Here is a 19,811-nt window from a genome sequence, read left to right on the forward strand (position 1 = left end):
ATGCCACGACGCGTCCGACCCTTCGTGATGACCGCGGTGATGGGTGTGCTCGCTGGCTGCACGCCCACCACCGCCGGGCCCATGGTGATGCGCCTGGGCCCGGGCGTGCCCCAGCAGAACTTCTTCCAGCTGGGCCTGCGCGCCGGCCCCCGCCTCAACGCCCCGCAGCTGTCGGAGCGCGGGGAGAACGGCACCTTCCAGGGTGACGCGAAGCCCTTCCAGAACGAGCAGTGGGGCATCAACCTCGACGGCTCGGTGACGGTGCCCGTGAGCGACCGGCTGTCGTGGCACGTGGGCCTGCAGGGCGAGTTCGTCGGCCTGCCGGTGCCCGCCTACGGCGTGTACTCGGGCATGTCGTATTACATCGGCTCGGAGAAGGTGGGCCTGGCGCCGGCCCTCTCCATCCGAGGCGCGTCCGACTTCGGGCTGGGTGAGACGGACAGCACCAGCAGCCTGTTCGGCGTGGAGGCCACCTGCTCCTTCACCGTGCAGCCGGAGCCCGGCATGTCGCTGGGCCTGGTGCCGTTCTTCAGCGTGCAGCAGTCGCTGGTGAACCCCGGCTCGCAGGTGACGACGCACTTCTACGGCGCCGTGGTGGCGGCGCAGCTCAAGTTCGGCGAGACGCGCACGAAGCTGGAGCTGTCCGGCGGCTTCGGCCGGGCGCACTCGGGTGACACGAGCTGGAACGCGCCTGTCATGGGCGCACGCGGAGGACGCTGAGCATGGAAGCCCTGGACCTGTGGGTGCGCAACACCTCCGAGGTGCTCACCGTGGAGGGCACCCACCGCGAGCCCGCGGAAGCAGCCCTCACCCCGCGCCCGGGAGCGGGCATTGGCGTGAAGGACGGCCGCGTGGCCTACGTGGGCCCGGAGTCCGGCCTGCCCAAGGGCGCGCTCACGGACGCGACGGAAGTCATCGACGCCGAGGGCGGCTTCGTGGGCCCGGGCTTCGTGGATCCGCACACGCACCTGGTGTTCGCGGGCGAGCGCTCCCACGAGTTCGACCTGCGCAACCAGGGCGCCACGTACCTCGAAATCGCCAAGGCCGGCGGCGGCATCGCCAACACGGTGGGCGCCACGCGCGCCGCGAGCGAGGAGGAGCTGGCCACGCTCGCCCTGCCCCGCCTGGAGCGGCTGCTCGCGCAGGGCGTGACGACCGCCGAGGTGAAGAGCGGTTACGGCCTGAATCTGGCGGATGAGCTGAAGATGCTGCGCGCGGTGCGCCGCCTGGGCGCGCTGTCACCGCTGGAGCTGGTGCCCACGCTGCTGTGCGCGCACTCGGTGCCCCCGGAGTACAAGGACCGCCGCGCCGAGTACCTGGACCTCTGCATCAACGAAATCCTGCCCGCCGTGGCGCGCGAGGGCCTGGCGCGCTTCTGCGACGTCTTCACCGAGGACAGCGCCTTCACCGTGGAGGAGTCCCGCCGGCTGCTCAACGCGGGCAAGGCGCTGGGCCTCACACCGCGCCTGCACGCGGATCAGCTCACCGCGTGCGGCGCTTCGGCGCTCGCCGCGGAGGTGGGCGCCGCCAGCGCGGACCACCTGGAGCAGGTCACGGACGAGGGCATCCGCGCGCTCGCCGCCGCGAACGTCACCGCCGTACTCGTGCCTACCTCTACCCTCTTCCTGCGCATGCGCCCCTACGCGCCCGGCCGGAAGCTGCGCGACGCGGGCGTCAACATTGCTTTGGGTTCCAACGTGAATCCCGGCTCCTCCATGACGGAGAACCTGGCGCTGGTGCTGGGGCTCGCCTGCCTGGAGAACGGCCTGTCAGCCGCGGAGGCCTACTGGGGCGCTACCCGAGGGGCCGCGCAATGCTTGGGGTTGCAACGGCAGGGGCGTCTGGCCGTGGGTGATGCGGGCGACCTGGTGGTGTTCGCCTGTCGCAGCTACCGGCATCTGCCTTATCATCTGGGTATCAGTCACGCGCGTGTGGTGGTGAAGGGCGGGCGTGTGGTGTTTCGCGCGCGTATGAATCACTGCCCCTGAGTGGATGCCGCTGAACAACTGGCATCAGACAAGGGGGCAGGTGGAACTTCCCTCGTGGGCCGGCCGTTGTAGAGATCAGCTGCCACCATGTGCCGATTATTTGGATTCAGGAGTGCTGTTCCCGCTGCTGTCCATACCGCCCTTGTGACGGAGAGGAATTCCCTCCTCATCCAGTCGCGTGAACACAAGGACGGCTGGGGTATCGCCACGTACGGGCCGGAGTCCTCGCCGCTCGTCGCGCATGGTGTGGGCCCCGCGCACTGCGACCCCGACTTCGAGCGCGTGTCGAGCCAGGTCTCCGCGCGCACGGTGGTGGCGCACATCCGGCTGGCGAGCGTGGGCGCGGTGGAGCTGCGCAACTCGCACCCGTTCTACTTCGGCCGCTGGTCCTTCGTGCACAACGGCACGCTGCGCGAGTTCGCGAAGCACAAGGCGACCGTGGAAGCGCTCATCCACCCGGAGCTGCGCGTCAACATCAAGGGCACCACGGACAGCGAGCGCTGCTTCTACCTGTTCCTGTCGCGGCTGTCGGCGCGCGGGCCGCTCGACGGCGCGGTGAGCGTGGAGGCGATGGCGCAGGCGCTCGCGGAGACGATGACGCTGGTGTCCACGCTGACGGACGTGCCGGGGAGCCGCGAGCCGAAGGAGCGCTCCGCGATGAACTTCCTCGTCACGGACGGCGAGGCGATGGTGGCCACGCGCCGCAACCGCACCCTCTTCATCTCGTCCGGCATCGGCGGTTGCCCGGAGGTCCTGCGCGCACCGAACACGGGCGTGCCGCTTCAGCAGTTCCTGGTCGCCAGCGAGTCGCTGTGCGGCGGGCCGCACTGGGTGCCGGTGGATGAAGAGGACGTGGTGGGCGTGGACTCGCGGCTCGTGTTCCACCGCTGGAAGGTGCAGACGCTGGCGGACGGGGTGCTGAACCCGCGGCCGCCAGAGCAGCACGCCGCGGTCTGATTCAGGCAAGCCACGCGTCGAGCAACGCGGCCGGACGCGCGCCGAAGGCCTCCACGTCGAGGCTCCGCGCGTCCTCTCCCTCATGACGGAGCGTGACGCGCAGGAAGTCGCGCGGCGCGGCCTGGGGGATGCGGTCCAACCACTCCACCAGCATCGCGTGGTCGCCGCCCACCAGGTCCAGGAACCCGGTGGCGTACAGCTCGTCGTAGTCCGTCAGGCGGTACAGGTCCGCGTGGTACAGCGGGATGCGGCCCGCGTACGGGTACACGATGGCGAAGGTGGGACTGGCCACCTCCGACTGCGCCACCCCCGCCCCTTCCGCCACGCCGCGCACCAGGTGCGTCTTGCCCGCGCCCAGGTCGCCAATCAGCCCCACGAAGTCCCCGGGCTGGAGCAGCTGTCCCAGCTTCACGCCCAGCCGGTGCGTCTCCTCCGGTGAAGGAGACACGAGCCGCCGCGAGCGCGTGGGCTGCGCATCTCCGCTCATCGCTCCCACCGCGTCCAGACGTGGCCCAGCCCAATCAGCAGGTCCGTGGCGATGAGGCCCATCAGCCCGCGCTCCCGCGCCATCAGGTCGCCCGCGAGCCCGTGCGCGTACACCGCCGTCCACGCGGCCTTGGGCAGCGGGATCCCCTGCGCGAGCAGCGCGCCGCACACGCCCGACAGCACGTCGCCCGTGCCGCCGGTGGCCATGCCCGCGTTGCCAGTGGGGTTGATGAACACGCGCCCGCCGGCCTCCGCGATGAGCGTGCGCGAGCCCTTGAGCACCACCGTGCAGTTGAGCGACGTGGCCAGGTTGAGCGCCACGCCCACGCGGTGCGCCTGCACGTCCTTCGTCGTCCGGCCCCACAGCCGCGCCATCTCCCCGGGATGCGGCGTGAGCACCACGGGCCCCTTCGCCTCCCGCAGCACCTTGAGGTCCTCGGCCACCGCGTTGAGCGCGTCCGCGTCCAGCACCGTGGGCACCTCCACGGACGCCAGCAGGTCGCCAATCAGCGCGCCCGTCTCCGGGCCCCGGGGGATGCCCGGCCCCATCACCAGCGCGTCCTTGCCCTCCAGCGCGGCCTTGAGGGCCTCCAGGTCGCCCTTCCCCAGCGGGCCTTCACCCGGCAGCGGGATGCCCATGATCTCCGGCGAGTGCGCCATCACCCACGGCAGCGCCTCCGGGCGCGTGGCCACCGTGACGAGCCCCGCCCCGCTGCGCAGCGCGGACAGGGCCACCATCGCCGCGGCGCCCGTCTTGCCCGGGCTGCCCGCCACCACCAGCACGTGGCCGTAGGTGCCCTTGTGCGAATCCGCGCGCCGCCTGGGCAGCGCCTCGCGCGCGTCCTTCTCCTCCACGCGGAACAGCTCCGCCCCTGACACCGCGCGCGTGGACTCACCGCCCAGGCCAATGTCCACGCGCCGCACGTCGCCGCACAGCGATGCGCCGGGCTCCAATTCATGCGCGGGCTTCACGAAGCCAAAGGCCACCGTGACATCCGCCTCCACGCACGGCGAGAAGGGCTCCGCCGTGTCGCTCTGCAGGCCGGACGGCACGTCCGCGGCCACCACCTTCGCTCCCGCGCGCCGCCACCGCGCGACCGTGCCGATGGCGTCCGCGAAGACGCCCTCCGGCGCGCGCTTGAGCCCCGTGCCGAAGAGGGCGTCCACCACCACGTCGCCCGGGCCCGCCTCCGGCAGGGCCTCGAAGGCGCGGGGCGACTCACCGAAGCCCTCCAGCGCCTGGAGGTTGCGCTTCGCCTCCGGGGTCAGCTTGCCGGTGTCCCCCACCAGCGACACCACCACCCGGGCGCCCCCCTCCAAGAGGAAGCGCGCGGCGACCAGGCCGTCCCCGCCGTTGTTGCCGGGGCCGCACAGCACCGTGAAGCGCCCGCCCTGCCCCGCGACGCTCCGGGCGGCCTCCGCGAGCGCCCGGCCCGCGTTCTCCATCAACAACCCGGACGGCATCCCGTGCTGCTCTTCGGCGGCCTTCTCGGCCTCACGCATCTGGTTCGCGGTGAGCACGCGCTGCATGGCTTCCAACCTCCCTACTTCGTCTGGAGCACCACCGTGGCCGCGGCCACGCCGGCATCATGGGTGAGCGCGAGCATCGCCTCCCACCCCCGCGCTTCCATCACTTCACGGGCCACTCCGGAGAGCACGAAGCGCGGCGGACCGCCCTCGCGCACCACCTCCATGTCCCGCCACTTCACGCCCGGAGGCACGCCCATCGCCTTCACCAGCGCCTCCTTCGCCGCGAACCTCGCCGCGTACGCGCTGGCCGCGTCGTGCCGGGGCGCGCAGTACGCGCGCTCGCCGTCGGTGTACACGCGCGCGAGGAACGCCTCCGCGCGCGGACCGTCGAGGATGCGCTGGATGCGCTCGATGGAGCAGAGGTCCAACCCCAGTCCGACGATGGGCATGCGGGCCTACCCCGGGTCGCGCATCAGTTCGAGCATCTCACGCACCGCGCGCTCGAAGCCCACCAGCACCGCGCGCGCCACGATGGCGTGCCCGATGTTCAGCTCGTCGATCTCCTGGATGCGCGCGATGGCCTGCACGTTGTCGTAGTTGAGCCCGTGCCCGGCGGCCACGCCCATGCCCAGCTTGGCGCTCGCCTTGGCCGCGTCCACGATGCGCGCCAGCTCCCGCGCGCGCTCCTTCTCGTTGCGCGCCTCGCAGTAGCGGCCCGTATGCAGCTCCACCCGGTCCGCGTTCACCTTGTGCGACGCGCGCACCTGGTCCAGGTCCGGATCGATGAACAGCGAGACGGCGATCTCCCCGTCCTTGAGGTTCTTGATGATCTTCGCGATGGACTCGCGCTGGCCGGCCACTTCCAGGCCGCCCTCGGTGGTGAGCTCCTCGCGCCGCTCGGGGACGAGCGTCACCACGTCCGGCTTGTACTCGTAGGCGATCTTCACCATCTCCGCGGTGGCGGCCATCTCCAGGTTCAGGAGCGTCTGCACCGTCTCACGGAGGATGCGCAGATCCCGGTCCTGGATGTGGCGCCGGTCCTCGCGCAGGTGGATGGTGATCTGCCGGGCGCCAGCCAGCTCCGCCATCGCCGCGGCCGTCACCGGATCCGGATACACGGTGCGCCGCGCCTGCCGCAGCGTCGCCACGTGATCCACGTTGACACCCAGTCGCTGTCCCATCGTCCCGCTCCTTGCGCTGGCGCGGTGCGGGATTGTCCGAAGGCCCGGGCCCGCGCCGGCCCCTCTATTCGTGGCCGGCGTCCGGAAGTCAACCGCTGTCGCTAACCGTTGAGCGCCTTGGAGAGCGCCTCGACGATTTCGCGGGCGTACGCCTCGTTGCGCGCCGCGTCCTCGCCTTCAATCAGGACGCGGGCCTTGGGCTCCGTGCCGGAGAAGCGCACCAGCACGCGGCCGTTGCTGCCCAGCTTCTGCTCCACGTTCTTGATGGCCTTCATCACCGTGGGCAGCTCACCCAGCTCCTTCTTCTGCTTCACCACGACGTTGAGCAGCGTCTGCGGCACCGGCTGGAAGATGGAGGCCAGCTCCGACAGCGGCTTCTGCTGGCGGCACATCACGGCCAAGAGCTGGAGCGCCGCGAGCGTGCCGTCGCCCGTGGTGGTGTGGTTCAGGAAGATGAGGTGGCCGCTCTGCTCGCCGCCCAGGCTGTAGCCGTTGCGGCGCATCTCGTCCACGACGTGCCGGTCGCCCACGCGCGTGCGGACCACCTTCACGCCCCACTGGGACACCGCGCGCTCCAGGCCGATGTTGCTCATCACCGTGGAGACGAGCGTCTTCTTCTTCAGCTCCTTGCGCGCGACGAGCTCACCCGTGCAGATGGCCATGATGGCATCGCCGTCCACGACGTTGCCCTTCTCGTCCACGACGATGAGGCGGTCCGCGTCGCCGTCCAGCGCGACGCCCAGGTGGGCGCCGTGCTTCACCACCGCCTTGGCCAGGCCCTCCGGGTGGAGCGCGCCGCACTTGTGGTTGATGTTCTTGCCGTCCGGGGACACGCCCAGCGCGATGACCTTCGCGCCCAGCTCCTCCAGCACCGCGGGCGCCGTGCGGTACGCCGCGCCGTTGGCGCAGTCCACCACGATGGTCATCCCCTCCAGCGTCAGCTCGCGGGGGAACGTGGCCTTCAGGTAGACGATGTAGCGGCCGCGCGCGTCGTCCAGGCGGATGGCCCGGCCGATCTTCGTCGCCGTGGGGCGGATGTTGTCGATCTCCCCGCTGGAGACCAGCTCTTCAATCTTGGCCTCCGTCTCGTCCGGCAGCTTGAAGCCGTCGCGCCAGAAGAACTTGATGCCGTTGTCCTGGTACGGGTTGTGGGACGCCGAGATGACGGCGCCCGCGTCCGCGCGCATGGACGTGGTGAGGTTGGAGATGCCGGGCGTGGGCAGCGGGCCCACCTGCTCCACGTCGACGCCCATGGAGATGAGACCGGCGGCCAGGGCCTGCTCCAGCATGTAGCCGGAGAGGCGCGTGTCCTTGCCCACGATGACGCGGTGGCGGTGCGGACCGTTGCGGATGAGGTACGCCAGGGCGCGGCCGAGCTTCATCGCGACCTCGGCCGTCATCGGATAGACGTTGGCCACGCCACGAACGCCGTCCGTGCCGAACAGCCGCTCCGTCTTCTGCGCTTCCTTGGGGGGCATGTCCATCCTGTACGCCATGTGTGCCGCTCCACCTTTCCCATTGCCGGAAGGGCTCCGGCCACTCGCGTCCGGGGCTTATACCCCGTCCAGCACATGGGCCCGAAGCTAGGGATGCGGTGTCACCCAGGCAAGCGCCCAGGCGTGCGGACCCGGCCTGTTTGCGACGCGGGGGCTTGCCCCCGTCAGCCGCCGTACAGGTCGCCGCCGCCCCGGGCCCTCCGGATGGCGTCCGCCACGGCCAGCGCGTCCCGCGTCTCGCCCACGTCGTGCACCCGTACCACGTCCGCGCCCCCCAGGACGGCCATGGCCGCCACGGAGCCCAGGGTGGCCGCCAGGCGCTCCTGGGGGCCCTTGCCGCCCGTCAGCTTCCCAAGGAAGGACTTGCGGCTGGTGCCCACCAGCAGGGGCTGCCCCAATCCCCGCAGCTCGTCCAGGCGGCGCAGGAGGAAGAGGTTGTGCTCCAGCGTCTTGCCGAACCCGATGCCCGGGTCCAGGAGGATGCGCTCGCGAGGGATGCCGGCCTCGGTGGCCTGGAACATCCCCTCCTCCAGGTAGTCCATGACCTCGCCCACCACGTCCTGGTAGCGGGGCGCCTCCTGCATCGTCTTCGGCATGCCCTGGGTGTGCATGAGGCAACACGCGGCGCCCGCGGCGGCCACCACGCCCGCCAGCGCCGGGTCCGAGTGGAAGCCGGTGATGTCGTTGATGAGGTGGGCGCCGGCCTTGAGCGCCTCCTTCGCCACCGCCGCCTTCGTGGTGTCCACGGAGATGGGCACGGTGGAGCGGCGCTTGAGGCCCTCCACCACCTGGAGGATGCGCGCCAGCTCCTCGTCCGCGGACACCGGGAGCGAGCCCGGCCGGGTGGACTCACCGCCCACGTCGAGGATGTCCGCGCCCGCGTCCACCAGCTTCAGCGCGTGCTCCACGGCGCTGGCCGCGTCCGGGAAGCTGCCGCCGTCGGAGAAGCTGTCCGGCGTCACGTTCACCACGCCCATGAGGTACGTGCGCGTGCCCCACTCGAACCGGCGCCCGCTCAGCGTCAATGCCGGCATGGGCGCGGGGGACAGCACCTCCTCCAGCACGCGCGCCAGGCCATCCGTGCGCGGCGACTTGCGGGCGAGCGAGATCAGCCGGTCGAACTGCTGGCGGCTGCCGGACAGGAGCACCTCACCCGGGTGGTCCACGTGTCCGCCCGGCGTCCAGGTGGGCAGCTTCTCCCGCTCCTTGGAGCCGTACGGCGGCACCAGCTCCTCCTCGTAGGAGGGACGGCCCCCGGTGACGAGCACGTGCGCATAGCCCAGCTCGCGCGTCAGGTGTTCGCGGTTGCGGGGGGACAGGTTCAGGCGGCGGAGGACCAGCGACAGGTCGTCGGGACGGTCGCGGGAGATGAGGCGTGCGCGCAGCACGGTCAGGACCCCTTCGGAGCATGAGGACGGCGAGCAATCAGTGTCGCCGCTTCGCGCGATCCAGGGAAGGGAGGACGGCAGGAACGCGGCCCCCTCCTGGACCGCGTCCTCCGCCCCCGTCACTCCGCCGCACCGTGGCAACGCCGCCAGCATCGCCAACGCCGCTGCGCCCTGCGCTCCCGCTTTCATCCATTGCGCATCGACGTGTCGTCCCCCAACGAGGCCTTCCCAGCCCCGTGGTGCCAGCACGAATCCGCTCGCGGACAGGGGACACGGCCCCAGGGAGGGAATGCCGAGGGCCCGGAGTGGTGCCTGGAGTTCACGAAGACAAACGAAAAGGCCCTCCCCGGTTCACGGGAAGGGCCTTCGTCACTTCAGGAGGAAGCCTTGAGGGGCGTTACGCCTTCTTCGGCTCCATGTTGGGCAGGCCCTCGAGCGCGTCGAGGATCTTCCGCTTGTCCTTCTTCTCCGTCGGCTTCGGCGTGGAGCTCACGCGCGGCGCCGGGCGCTCACGGGTGAGCTGGCCACCCTGGAGGATGATGTTCACGTCCTCGGCGTCGAGCGTCTCGTACTCCACCAGGGCGTCGGACACGCGCTGGAGCACGTCCAGCTTGTCCGTGAGCAGCTGCTTGCCCAGGGTGTAGCAGCCCACCACGATGCTGCGGACCTCCGAGTCGATCTGCCGGGCGGTGTCCTCGGAGTAGTCCTTGGACGAGTTGAAGTCGCGGCCCAGGAAGACCTCACCGTCGCTCTTGCCGAACGCCAGCGGGCCCATCCTCTCGCTCATGCCCCAGCGGCACACCATGGCGCGCGCCGTTTCCGTCGCACGCTCGATGTCGTTCGCCGCGCCGCTGCTCATCTCGTTGAACATGAGCTCTTCGGCGATGCGGCCACCCATGGCCATGGTGATCTGGTCGAGGATCTGCTTGCGGTAGCCGTTCACCTTGTCCTCGGTGGGCAGGCTCCAGGTGACGCCCAGGGCCTGACCGCGCGGGATGATGGTGACCTTGTGCAGCGGGTCGCAGCCGGGCAGCAGCTTGGCGAGGAGCGCATGGCCGGCCTCGTGGACGGCCGTGTTCCGCTTCTCCTTGTCGGTCATGATCATGGACCGGCGCTCCGGGCCCATGAAGACCTTGTCCTTCGCCTGCTCGAAGTCCGCCAGGTCCACGCGCTCCTTGTTCTGGCGCGCGGCCATCAGGGCCGACTCGTTGACCAGGTTCTCCAGGTCCGCGCCCGTCATGCCGGGCGTTCCGCGGGCGATGACCTCCAGCTCCACCTCCGGGGCCAGCGGCACGCGGCGGGTGTGCACCTTCAGCACGCCCAGGCGGCCCTTGAGGTCCGGACGGGGAACGATGATGCGGCGGTCGAAGCGGCCCGGGCGCTGGAGCGCCGGGTCCAGCACGTCCGGACGGTTGGTGGCGGCGATGAGGATGACGCCGTCGTTGGACTCGAAGCCGTCCATCTCCACCAGCAGCTGGTTGAGCGTCTGCTCACGCTCGTCGTGACCGCCGCCCAGGCCCGCGCCACGGTGGCGGCCCACGGCGTCGATCTCGTCGATGAAGATGATGCAGGGGGCGTTCTTCTTGCCCTGCTCGAACAGATCGCGCACGCGGCTGGCGCCGACGCCCACGAACATCTCCACGAAGTCCGAGCCGGAGATGGAGAAGAACGGGACGCCCGCTTCACCGGCCACCGCGCGGGCGAGCAGCGTCTTGCCCGTGCCCGGAGGGCCCATCATCAGGACGCCCTTGGGGATGCGGCCACCCAGCTTGGTGAACTTCTTGGGGTCCTTGAGGAAGGCGACGATCTCCTCCAGCTCCTCCTTGCACTCGTCCACTCCGGCCACGTCCGCGAACGTGACCTTGTTGTGGCTCTCGCTGAGGAGCTTCGCCTTCGACTTCCCGAACGTCATCGCCTTGCCGCTGCCGCCCTGGAGCTGGCGCATGAAGAAGATGAAGAACAGGAACAGGAAGACGACGGGCATCCACTGCCCGAGGATGGTCAGCCAGAGGCTGTTCTGCTCCTCGCGCTCGTACTTCACGTCCACGCCAGAGGCGCGGAGCTGGTTGAGCACGGCCACGTCCGGCGCGGGCCCCGTCGTCCGGAACTTGTCGTTCGAGTCGCTGAACGTGCCGGAGTAGGTGTTGCCCTTGACGGAGACGGCACGGACCTTCTTCTCCTCCACCTTGGTCAGAAGCTGGGTGAAGGTCGGTTCCTGCACCTGCTCGTTGCCTTGGGAGAAGAAATTGTAGAAGGCGACGAAGAGGACGATCAGGATGACCCAGAGCCCGATGGTCTTGTAGGTCGAACGCACGTTTCAGCTGCCCTTTCGGTACTCGGCGGGATGAGGGCCGTGCCAGGAAGAACCCTGGCGAAGTTCGTCATGTGCCCGGCGCCCGCCCGTGTGCAGGCCAGCGACGGACCGTATCAGCAACAGCAAAAAGCCCTCAACTATTTAGGGGACCGCGACCATCCCCTGATTCAGAGCTTCGACTCTATAACGGAGGGGTCTTCCGTTCGCTCGTGAGCGGAGGAAAGGCCCACAGGGAGTGTCGGGAAGCCACCTCGCGCGAAGCCGCTCCGGGTTCGACGAAGCGCGGCAGGATGCCGGGAAGCCACAGCGGCACGCCGCGCGCGTCCACCACCACGGGTCGAGCGTCGCGCTCTTCCGAAGGGACGCGGGCATCCACCATCACGTCCTGCACCTTGCGGTGGCCCGCGCGCGTCCGGACGCGGTCGCCCTGCATTCTGGAACGCACCGTGAGCGGCCACGCCGTCCCCTCCTTCAACACCAGGGCCAACACGCCTGGGGGCGGCAATCCTTCCGCGGCCACCTGGAAGCGCCACGCGCCGAAGTTCCCCTGGGCCCCCGGCCCCGCGAGCACCAGCGGAGCGGGCGGTGATTCCCCTCCCGGCGCCACGCAGCGCACCCGCCCGCCGGAGGCCTTCAGGAGGAAGCCGTCGCTCAGCGGCATGACGCCCCCGCGCGCAATCACCTCCCGCGCGCGCTCCAGCGTGGCGTGATCCACCCGCGCGCCCGCCAAGCCCAGCAGCCGTGCGAGCACGCGGCGCCACAACGGCGGCTCCAGCGCGCGGAGCCCCACGGCATCCAGCCCGCCTCCGGTCAGCACCAGCCGCGCCCACGCCCCGTCCGCAAGCCCCTCGAGCAGGGCCTCGTCCTCGGAGGCGAGCCGCGCGAAGGTGGCCAGGTGCTCCACCGTGCTGAAGCCCGCGGCGCGGTTGAGCGCGGGGAGCACGTCCTTCCGTACGCGCGTGCGGAAGTAGGAGGGGTCCGCGTTCATCGGATCCACCACGAACCCCACCTCCTCGGTGGCCAGGAAGGCGAGCACGTCCTCGCGCGAGCACGCGAGCAGCGGGCGGAGCAGCGTGTCCGCGCGGGCGTGGATGGCGCGTGCGCCCCGGAGCGCCGTCCCCCGGGACAGGCGCATCAGCAGCGTCTCCGCCTGGTCGTCGAGCGTGTGGCCGGTGGCCACGAAGTCCAGCCCGCGCTCCTGTCGCAGGACCTCCAGGGTCGCGTACCTCGCCTCGCGCGCCCGCGCCTCCAGCCCCGCTCCGGGCGACAGCGCGAGCCTCCGGACGTGGCAGGTCAGCCCCAGTCGCTCGGCCAGGCCTACGACGGAGGTCACCTCCTCCGCGGCCTCCGCCCGGAGGCCATGGTCCACCGTCGCCACCTCCACGCGCAGCGCCAGCGCCTCGCGCACGCGCGCCGTTCCCACGAGGAGCGCGGTGGAGTCCGCGCCTCCGGAGACGGCCAGCAGCACCGAGCGCGAGCGGGCGCCGTGCTCGGCATACGAGCGGGCGAGCTTGCCGGGCAGCGGGGAACTTTCAGGAGACGCGCGAGGCATGGCGCCAGCGATCGGAATGGAGTGTCAGATGACCGGGTTACAGATTCGCGGTGGACGGAAGGCGTGGGGATGCATTCCATGATTCCCACAATGCAGGGACGCGGGGCGGAAATAGAACGGCGCTTCGCGGTTGTTGGTCGGACGTTCTGGACTTCATGACGTTGGACCTAGGGGTCCCCCCCCTCCCCCTCTGGGTCCACGGGGCCGCTCGGAGATTCGCTCCCTGCGGTCCCTCTTTCCGAAGCGCCCCGGTCTCCCTCGCGGAGGCCGGGGCGTTTCTCTTTTCCCTGCCACCCATTGTCGGAAGTGGGGCGTTCAGCCTCCGGGCGCACGCTTGAGTGCTCCGAAACCGTTGACCCTTCAGGGCGTCTGTCGGATAACCGCTCCGGTGTGTTCAGGTCGTCACCTCGAATCCGCCCCGGAGACCCAGGCATGGCAGGCACCGACAAGCGCAAGCAGTCGCTGTACTTCCCCGAGGAGATGCTGAAGGAGATCCAGGAGGAGGCGAACCGGCAGGACCGCTCCCTCTCATGGGTGGTGCAGCAGGCCTGGAAGATCGCCCGCGACCGCATCAAGTCATTCCCTGCCGTGAACGATGTCACGGGCGACGAGCGCACGGACCCGCGCGAAGAAAGGCCGTAAGGCAGGGCAATGGCCACCACGGATCACCGCAAGCAATCCCTCTACTTCCCCGAGGACATGCTGGAAGAGATCCAGCGTGAGGCGACGCGGCAGGATCGTTCCCTGTCGTGGATCGTCCAGCAGGCATGGAAGGTCGCCCGCGCGGACATCCGCCGCATGCCTTCGGTCAATGACGTGCTGGGCCCCCTGCCTCCACGGCCGGTGGCCGCCGCGGCGCAGACGGCCACCTCCGCTCCGGCGGTGGTGACGTCCAGCGCCCCGGCCTCTTCGGACGAGCCCTCCAAGCCGTAAGGGCGCCGTCCACCCCGGCCCCCGCAAGTCCGACACCGCGCGCGACGTCAGCGCGGGGCGGGCCGGGAGGGCCGGGCGCAGTTGGTGAAGACGATGCGCGGGGCTTCCTTCAGCGCCTGGACCGGGCTGGGGTACGTGCTCTTCATGTACGCCGCCACGATGTTGGCGTCCGTGCCGCCCTGCTTGCGCGCAGTCACCGGGTTGCGGTCCGGGTCCTGTCCCGCGTTGCCCAGGATGCCGCCGTAGCCGTCCCCTCCCTCCAGCAGGAACGTGGACATCGCCACCCGGTAGCGGATGGACGCGTCGTCGCGCGCGGGGATGGACACGTCGCGTCCACGCACCCGCAGCGCCGTCACGCGCTGGCCCGCCGGACGCCCGCAGTCCACGCGCAGGGTGGTGCCCTCGGACACGTGGAGGAAGGCGCCGGACGGCGACACGATGGCCTGCCCCTCCACGGCCAGCGCCTCCACGGAGTGCTCGAAGAGGTCCACGAGCTGCTTCTCCGTGAGGTCCACCGTCACGAGGAGGTTCTCGAAGAGGATGACCTCGTGCAGGACGCCGTCGGTGAGCGGCCCCGTGCGCAGGGACGTGCGGGTGACGCACAGGCCTTCATCGCGCAGCGAGCCGCCGTTGATGATGCCCAGGTCCGTGGGCTTCGCGGCGCCGTCCTCCGCGTGGAGGAACGCGTCCGCGGCCAGCTGCCCCAGCGCGTTGTTGTCGTGGCGGGTGAAGGCGGAGCCCAGTTGCACTTCCTCGCCCAGGTAGCCCACGACGGCGTCGGGGTCGTCCACCAGCGGGGTGCAGGAGTCGTTGTACGCGAGGCAGCCGGGCAGCAGCGTGAGCGCGGCGAGCGCGGCGGTGAGGTGGCGGCGGTCCATCAGTAGGAGGCCCTCAGGGTGAGGTAGCCGGACACGCCCTCGCGCGGCAGCAGGCCGGTGACGCGGTCCGGCCGGGGCACGTCGTCGCGCAGGTCGTGGTCGAAGAAATTCTGGGCGTAGAGCGTCACCTCGAAGTGCTCCCAGAAGGGCTCGGTGCGCAGCTGCGCGGTGATGAGGCTGTAGGCGGGGATCTCGTAGCGGCGGATGAGCTCCAGCGTGGAGCGGTTGTTGTTGCGGCGCTCGGCGCCGGAGCGCACCACCACGTCCAGGTTCAGCCAGTCCCCCATGGGCATGGACACGCCCGCGTTGAAGCGCGCCTGGGGCACGTCCGTGAGCAGCCGGGACTGCTCCGGCACTTCCAGGTCCTGCGCGCGGGACAGGCTGGCGTTGACCCACGCGACGGCGCGCTTGGACGCCTCCAGGCGGGCCTCCGCCTCCACGCCGTACACGCGCACGCCCAGCTCGCGGTTGCGCAGGGGGACGATGTTGCCGCTGGTGTCCACGGGGGTGATGGGCGAGGCGAAGTTCTGCAGGAAGGCGTTGGCGCGCACGCGCACGCGGGTGTCGCCCGCGGCCTGGACCAGGTCCATGCCCAGCTCGAAGGTGTCCACGGTGGTGGGCTTCAGGAGCGGGTTTCCCTCGAAGCGGCCCTGGTTGTAGTCGGTGTCGGGGATGCGCTCGACCAGCTCCTGGGGCGTGGGGGCGCGGAAGGCGCGGCCGTACAGCGCCTTGAGCACCAGCGCGTCCGACGCCGCGATGACCAGGCCCACGCGCGGGTTGACCCGCACCACCATCTTGCTGGCGTCGAGCGTGCCTGACGCCTCCGCGTCCGGGAGCTGGATGGCGTCCAGGCGCAGGCCGAAGGTGAGCGTGAGCGCGGAGAGCACGGTCCACTGGTCCTGCGCGGAGAGGCCCAGGTTCAAGCGCCGGGAGGCCGCGCCCTGCGTGAGGTCCACCAGCCCTTCGGGGGCGGCGGGGCTGGGGCGCAGGCGGCCGTCGAGCGTGTAGTTCGTGGTGTAGGCGTACTGGGACAGCGACTGCTGTTCGGCGACGAAGCCCAGGGTGAGGTGGTTCTCCTTCGCCAGCGCGAAGTCCGCGTCCACGGAGGCCGTCACGGTGCGCACGGTGACCTGCGTCTGCTCCTGGAGTCCCTCGGGGAAGCGGCGGTCCAGGCCGTCCCCGGTGCGGAAGTCGAGCGGCGTGAGCTGGAACAGGCGGTTGGTGGACTGCTGATCGAAGCCCAGCCGGGCGCGCACCTGACCGCCGTCGGAGAAGGGCCGCTCCCAGGTGAGGTCCGCGAGCAGCATGTCCCAGGACAGCTGCGAGTCGTTGCCGACGGTGTCGAACAGACCGACGAGCGCGTCGCGCTTCTCTGAGAGGTAGCGCGCGGTGACGCCCAGGCGGCCGGCGCTGTCCAGGCCGTAGGACACGCCTCCGCCCGCGTTGAGGAGGAAGCGGCCGTCGCGGGTGCGGCCCGCGGGCTGGTCCACGTCGCGCAGGCCCTGGGCCACGGCCTCGTCGTCGAGCGCGTCGTGGTCGATGACGAGCGAATCACCCTCCTGGGACCAGACGTCCAGGTCCGCGAACAGGCGCAGGTCGCCGGTGGTGTGCGCGGCGGACAGGTGGCCGTCGGTGGCGAGCGCCAGGCGGCCGTCGTCGCGGGGCACTCCGCCGGTGGTGATGGCGCCGCGCGCGCCGTCCGCGCGGTTGGTGACGAGGTTGACGACGCCCTGGAAGGCGCCCGCGCCGTAGACGGCGGAGCCGGGGCCGCGGATGACCTCGATCCGCTCCAGGTTCTCCACCGGCAGGTTCATGAGCGCCTTGCCGTCGAAGAAGTTGTTGAGGCGGTGGCCGTCGAGAAGGAAGAGCACCTCCGCGTCGTTGCGCAGGCCACGGATGGCGGTGCGGTGGAAGCCCTGCACGTCGCGGCTGACGGACACACCGGGCACCACGTCCAGCACGTCCGCCACCGTGCGGGCGCCCAAAGCGATCATCTGCGCGCGGTTGAAGGAGGCGCCGATGGCCGGCACGGTGCGGACGGCCTCCTCCTGGAGGGTCGTCACCGCGAGCACGTCCTCCGCGCTGTAGAGCGCCAGGTCGTCGTCCAGGGTCCCGCGGGATGAGGAGGACGCGCGGGAGTCAGCGCGAGGCTCTGCTGGAGGAAGGTCCGCGTTGAGCGCGGCCATGGCGTCGTCGGAGTTCGAAGCGCGGGCGCCGCGCGAGTCTCCGCTGCCTGCGCGGCCGGGAGTCCGCGAGTCCGTACCGCTCGCGCGAGTCGGCGCTCGAGAGTCGGACGCATCCGTTCGGGTCGGCGCGCGCGAACTGTCCGTTCGGGCCGTGCGTGAATCCGGTGCATCCGTCCGGTTGGGGGCTCGCGGGTCCGTACCGTCCGTGCGGTTCGAAGCGCGTGAATCGGACGTGTCCGGCCGGTTCGAAGCGCGTGAATCGGACGCGGCCGCCCGGTTCGAAGCCCGCGGATCCGTACCGCTGGAGGCGCTCGCTGCGCGTGAGTCGGAGGCTCCCGGACGGGAGTCCGCGCTGTCCGCTCGATTCGATGTCCGCGAATCGGGGGGCCCCGCACGTGCGCCCGTTCCCTCCGGACGCACCATGGAAGGAGGCGGCGTCGCGTCATCGTCCTCCCCTGCCCCCGACGGCGGCGCGAAGGCATCGATGTCGGGCGAGGACCTGGGGGCTTCACGGGTCCCCTTGCGGCCCGGCGGCACCCGGGCCGGCGGTGGCTCCGGAGTCTGAGTCCCCACCATCACCCTCGCGGGCCGGAGCGCGGACATGAAGAGCGGCGTGCGCGCCCCATCCACCATCGCCGCTTCGACGAAATACTCCACGCCGGGTGACACCATGTGCTCGGAGGGAATCACCGCGCGGTACAGGTCTCCGTACTGCCGCTCCATGGGGACCTGGACGTACGCCTCGCCCGGGCCGCGATAGCGGACGAAGAGCTCCAGCACCTTGCCGCCATCCACCAGCGTCGCATCCAGTTGGAGGGGCTGCCGGGCCGCGGCGCGCGGCGGCGACGCGTGCAGCAGCGCGGCCTCTTGCGCGTGAACGGGGGCCGCGGCGAACACCACGGCACAGAGGATGAGCGAGCGAGGAAGAACGGTCTGCAAGATTGACGACGATGGTCCGTTGCAGGGCCATGCGAGTCAAGCAGGCCACCTGCCCGCGTCCCGCCGATTTTTTGCCGCCCCCGCGAGCGCATGCGACGGTGCCTGTCGCTCCATGCGCGCGTCGCTTGCCCTTCACCTCGCCCTCTTCCGCCGTCAACGCGCCCAGATCGCCCGGGTGGTCGAAGGCCGCACCGAAGCGTTCCGCGCCTACGAGGCCCGCTACCGCCGGCGCACGAGCACCTATCAGCGCGTGGTCCCCCTGTCCCACGTGCACCAGCGCATCGCCGCGTCGGACCTCGTCTACGTCGGCGACTACCACACGCTGCCGCTCGCCCAGCAGACCTACCTGGATCTCGCCGAGCGCGCCCTCGCCTCCGGCCGCCGCGTCGTGCTGGCGCTCGAGTGCGTGGAGGGCCGTCATCAAGCCGCGCTCGACGCGTACCTCGCGGGACGCCTGCCCGAGCGCACCCTGATGTCCCGGCTGGGCCATGGCCCCACCCCGGGCTTCGGTCCCGGCGCCGGCATCCGCGCGGTGCTCGCCTTCGCGAAGCGCCTCAAGCTCCAGGTGGCCGCCATCGACCGGCGGGCCCAGGGCGAGCGCTCGCTCGCCCTGCGCGACGCCTTCGCCGCGGAGCGCATCGCCCACGTGGCCCGCGCGGGGGACGTCCCGCTGGTGATGGTGCTGGTGGGCCAGTTCCACGCCGCGCCCTGCCACCTGCCCGCGCAGGTGGAGCGCGCGCTGGGAGACGCCCATCCGCGCCGCGGCCTCGTCGTGTACCAGAACGCCGAAGGGCTCTGGTGGCGCCTCGCGCGCGAGGGCCGGCTGGGCAGCGCGGAGGCCGTGGAGCTGGCGGACGGCGCGCTGTGCCTGATGAACGCCTCACCCGTCCTCTGCCAGCAGAGCTTCCTGGACTACCTGGAGGCCGAAGGCGACGACGCGCCCCTCCTGGACCGCAGCGCCGCGGAGCGCTTCCGGGACATGGCGGAGCTCATCGGAGGGCTCGCGGGCGTGCCCGTGGGCCGCGAGCTGGACTCGGTGGAGGTGACGACGGCGGCGGACGGCGACGTGCTCGCCCGCATCCGCCGGCGGGGCCGCTTCACCCAGGCGGAGCTGTCCCAGCTGCGCAAGCACATCCTGTCGCGCGAGAGCAGCTACATCCCGCGCGCGCGCACGGCCTACCTCGCGTCGCTGTCCCTCAACCACGCCGCGGAGGAGGCCGCCCACTTCGTGCGCCACTGCGCCGTGGGCGACGCCATGGACGCCCCGCGCGGCGCGTCCGAGGCCTTCTACGCACGCTGTCTGGAAGAGGCCCTGGGCTTCTTCGGCTCCAAGCTGATCAACCCGCGCCGCACCTGCCCCAACGTCACGGAGTGGGCGAAGCGCTTCGGCGAGGCCCGGGGCCTGGAGCGGCAGATCGCCGCCTTCGTGCTCGCCCACAAGGCCACGGAGTCCGAGGCCCCCGACGAGGCCGTGAAGCTCCTCCCCCTGCGCCGCGACCGCCTGTTCCACGGCGTCAGCCACGCGCTCGGCTACCTCCTGGGGGACAGCCTCTACCGGGCCTTCGACGCCGGCCAGGTGGACACCTCCGACATCCGCGCCCTCTTCCGCGACCCGCTCGTGGAGCCGCGCGGCGCCTACCTCGCCTGGGCCGCGCGCCTGCGCGGCCTCTAGGGCCGTGGCGGCGACGACCCAGCTGAATCCCGCACCGGCTTGAAGCTACATTCCGGAGGATGACCCCATCCCCTCGTCCTCTTTCGGGCGTTGTGTCCGCTGTCCTCCTGTCCCTCGCCGTCGGCCTCGTGCTGCCCGGGTGCTTCGCCTCCCAGGGCGCCTGCGTCCATGGCTCGTCCATCTACTTCTGCAATGAGGACACCGAAGACGAGTGCCGCGACTTCTGGTGCGACGACTGGGACTACTGCGGCTACTTCGACGGGGACTCATGCGAGGAGGCCGGCTTCTCGGACGGCACGGTCTACCTCTCCTCCTACTCGGAGCCGAGGACGCCTGACTGGAGCTTTGGAACGCCGTCCGGCGGTGGGGGC

At 70.8% G+C, this 19,811-nt stretch carries 17 protein-coding genes; 7 read left to right on the forward strand and 10 right to left on the reverse strand.

Annotated elements, in window-relative coordinates; genetic code table 11:
- From D7V80_RS11165 to D7V80_RS11175, 3 genes are all read left to right on the forward strand, one after another.
- Nucleotides 1–720 carry a hypothetical protein gene (locus tag D7V80_RS11165; protein WP_120588128.1) on the forward strand — a complete coding sequence of 240 codons (720 nt, stop codon included), beginning with the start codon at nt 1–3 and terminating at the stop codon, nt 718–720.
- A gap of 2 nt (nt 721–722) precedes the next feature.
- A complete protein-coding gene (hutI, locus tag D7V80_RS11170; RefSeq protein ID WP_120588129.1) occupies nt 723–1,988 on the forward strand; it encodes an imidazolonepropionase in 1,266 nt (421 codons plus the stop codon).
- 87 nt (nt 1,989–2,075) lie between these two features.
- Nucleotides 2,076–2,945 carry a class II glutamine amidotransferase gene (locus tag D7V80_RS11175; protein ID WP_120588130.1) on the forward strand — a complete coding sequence of 290 codons (870 nt, stop codon included), beginning with the start codon at nt 2,076–2,078 and terminating at the stop codon, nt 2,943–2,945.
- A gap of 1 nt (nt 2,946) precedes the next feature.
- Here D7V80_RS11175 and tsaE read toward each other — a convergent pair whose 3' ends face one another.
- The 8 genes from tsaE to tilS form a co-directional block, all read right to left on the reverse strand.
- A complete protein-coding gene (gene tsaE / locus D7V80_RS11180; protein ID WP_120588131.1) occupies nt 2,947–3,432 on the reverse strand; it encodes a tRNA (adenosine(37)-N6)-threonylcarbamoyltransferase complex ATPase subunit type 1 TsaE in 486 nt (161 codons plus the stop codon).
- Nucleotides 3,429–4,961 (reverse strand): NAD(P)H-hydrate dehydratase, encoded by a 1,533-nt coding sequence (locus D7V80_RS11185; RefSeq protein WP_120588132.1) that lies wholly within the window; start codon nt 4,959–4,961, stop codon nt 3,429–3,431. The genes tsaE and D7V80_RS11185 overlap by 4 nt, the downstream gene beginning before the upstream one ends.
- Nucleotides 4,962–4,975: 14 nt before the next feature.
- Nucleotides 4,976–5,350 (reverse strand): holo-ACP synthase, encoded by a 375-nt coding sequence (locus D7V80_RS11190; protein ID WP_120588133.1) that lies wholly within the window; start codon nt 5,348–5,350, stop codon nt 4,976–4,978.
- Between the two features lie 6 nt (nt 5,351–5,356).
- Nucleotides 5,357–6,082: a pyridoxine 5'-phosphate synthase gene (locus D7V80_RS11195; RefSeq protein ID WP_120562698.1), complete on the reverse strand. Its 726-nt coding sequence runs from the start codon at nt 6,080–6,082 to the stop codon at nt 5,357–5,359.
- Between the two features lie 101 nt (nt 6,083–6,183).
- Nucleotides 6,184–7,578, reverse strand: coding sequence for a phosphoglucosamine mutase (gene glmM, locus D7V80_RS11200; protein ID WP_120588134.1), 1,395 nt, complete (start codon nt 7,576–7,578; stop codon nt 6,184–6,186).
- A gap of 164 nt (nt 7,579–7,742) precedes the next feature.
- Nucleotides 7,743–8,966: a dihydropteroate synthase gene (gene folP / locus D7V80_RS11205; RefSeq protein ID WP_120588145.1), complete on the reverse strand. Its 1,224-nt coding sequence runs from the start codon at nt 8,964–8,966 to the stop codon at nt 7,743–7,745.
- A 397-nt stretch (nt 8,967–9,363) separates the two neighbouring features.
- Complete coding sequence (gene ftsH / locus D7V80_RS11215; RefSeq protein ID WP_120588135.1) at nt 9,364–11,280, reverse strand: ATP-dependent zinc metalloprotease FtsH; 1,917 nt, start codon at nt 11,278–11,280, stop codon at nt 9,364–9,366.
- Nucleotides 11,281–11,461: 181 nt separating this feature from the next.
- The gene (gene tilS / locus D7V80_RS11220; protein WP_120588136.1) at nt 11,462–12,832 is read right to left on the reverse strand and encodes a tRNA lysidine(34) synthetase TilS; all 1,371 of its coding nucleotides are present in this window, start codon (nt 12,830–12,832) and stop codon (nt 11,462–11,464) included.
- 432 nt (nt 12,833–13,264) lie between these two features.
- Between tilS and D7V80_RS11225 the strand changes: the two genes are divergently transcribed.
- A complete protein-coding gene (locus D7V80_RS11225) occupies nt 13,265–13,474 on the forward strand; it encodes a TIGR04563 family protein (RefSeq protein WP_014396356.1) in 210 nt (69 codons plus the stop codon).
- A gap of 9 nt (nt 13,475–13,483) precedes the next feature.
- Nucleotides 13,484–13,765, forward strand: coding sequence for a TIGR04563 family protein (locus tag D7V80_RS11230; RefSeq protein ID WP_014396355.1), 282 nt, complete (start codon nt 13,484–13,486; stop codon nt 13,763–13,765).
- 47 nt (nt 13,766–13,812) lie between these two features.
- Here the strand turns inward: D7V80_RS11230 and D7V80_RS11235 are convergent, their stop codons facing one another.
- On the reverse strand, nt 13,813–14,643 hold the full coding sequence (locus D7V80_RS11235; RefSeq protein WP_120588137.1) for a 5'-nucleotidase C-terminal domain-containing protein: 831 nt from the start codon (nt 14,641–14,643) through the stop codon (nt 13,813–13,815).
- Nucleotides 14,643–17,768, reverse strand: coding sequence for a TonB-dependent siderophore receptor (locus tag D7V80_RS11240; protein ID WP_120588138.1), 3,126 nt, complete (start codon nt 17,766–17,768; stop codon nt 14,643–14,645). Before D7V80_RS11240 ends, D7V80_RS11235 begins: the two co-directional genes overlap by 1 nt.
- 112 nt (nt 17,769–17,880) lie before the next feature.
- Between D7V80_RS11240 and D7V80_RS11245 the strand changes: the two genes are divergently transcribed.
- Both D7V80_RS11245 and D7V80_RS11250 read left to right on the forward strand, forming a co-directional pair.
- The gene (locus D7V80_RS11245) at nt 17,881–19,440 is read left to right on the forward strand and encodes a ChaN family lipoprotein (RefSeq protein ID WP_120588139.1); all 1,560 of its coding nucleotides are present in this window, start codon (nt 17,881–17,883) and stop codon (nt 19,438–19,440) included.
- 92 nt (nt 19,441–19,532) lie between these two features.
- A partial coding sequence (locus D7V80_RS11250) for a hypothetical protein (protein WP_147447042.1) occupies nt 19,533–19,811 on the forward strand: 279 nt, incomplete at its 3' end.

Source organism: Corallococcus sp. CA054B, from assembly GCF_003611625.1.
Lineage (GTDB): Bacteria > Myxococcota > Myxococcia > Myxococcales > Myxococcaceae > Corallococcus > Corallococcus coralloides.

Excerpts from the sequence above, each read along its gene's own strand:
- D7V80_RS11165 (WP_120588128.1), top strand. The coding sequence starts at position 1 with ATGCCACGACGCGTCCGACCCTTCGTGATGACCGCGGTGATGGGTGTG.
- hutI (WP_120588129.1), top strand. The coding sequence starts at position 723 with ATGGAAGCCCTGGACCTGTGGGTGCGCAACACCTCCGAGGTGCTCACC.
- D7V80_RS11175 (WP_120588130.1), top strand. The coding sequence starts at position 2,076 with ATGTGCCGATTATTTGGATTCAGGAGTGCTGTTCCCGCTGCTGTCCAT.
- tsaE (WP_120588131.1), bottom strand. The coding sequence starts at position 3,432 with ATGAGCGGAGATGCGCAGCCCACGCGCTCGCGGCGGCTCGTGTCTCCT.
- D7V80_RS11185 (WP_120588132.1), bottom strand. The coding sequence starts at position 4,961 with ATGCAGCGCGTGCTCACCGCGAACCAGATGCGTGAGGCCGAGAAGGCC.
- D7V80_RS11190 (WP_120588133.1), bottom strand. The coding sequence starts at position 5,350 with ATGCCCATCGTCGGACTGGGGTTGGACCTCTGCTCCATCGAGCGCATC.
- D7V80_RS11195 (WP_120562698.1), bottom strand. The coding sequence starts at position 6,082 with ATGGGACAGCGACTGGGTGTCAACGTGGATCACGTGGCGACGCTGCGG.
- glmM (WP_120588134.1), bottom strand. The coding sequence starts at position 7,578 with ATGGCGTACAGGATGGACATGCCCCCCAAGGAAGCGCAGAAGACGGAG.
- tilS (WP_120588136.1), bottom strand. The coding sequence starts at position 12,832 with ATGCCTCGCGCGTCTCCTGAAAGTTCCCCGCTGCCCGGCAAGCTCGCC.
- D7V80_RS11225 (WP_014396356.1), top strand. The coding sequence starts at position 13,265 with ATGGCAGGCACCGACAAGCGCAAGCAGTCGCTGTACTTCCCCGAGGAG.
- D7V80_RS11230 (WP_014396355.1), top strand. The coding sequence starts at position 13,484 with ATGGCCACCACGGATCACCGCAAGCAATCCCTCTACTTCCCCGAGGAC.
- D7V80_RS11235 (WP_120588137.1), bottom strand. The coding sequence starts at position 14,643 with ATGGACCGCCGCCACCTCACCGCCGCGCTCGCCGCGCTCACGCTGCTG.
- D7V80_RS11245 (WP_120588139.1), top strand. The coding sequence starts at position 17,881 with ATGCGCGCGTCGCTTGCCCTTCACCTCGCCCTCTTCCGCCGTCAACGC.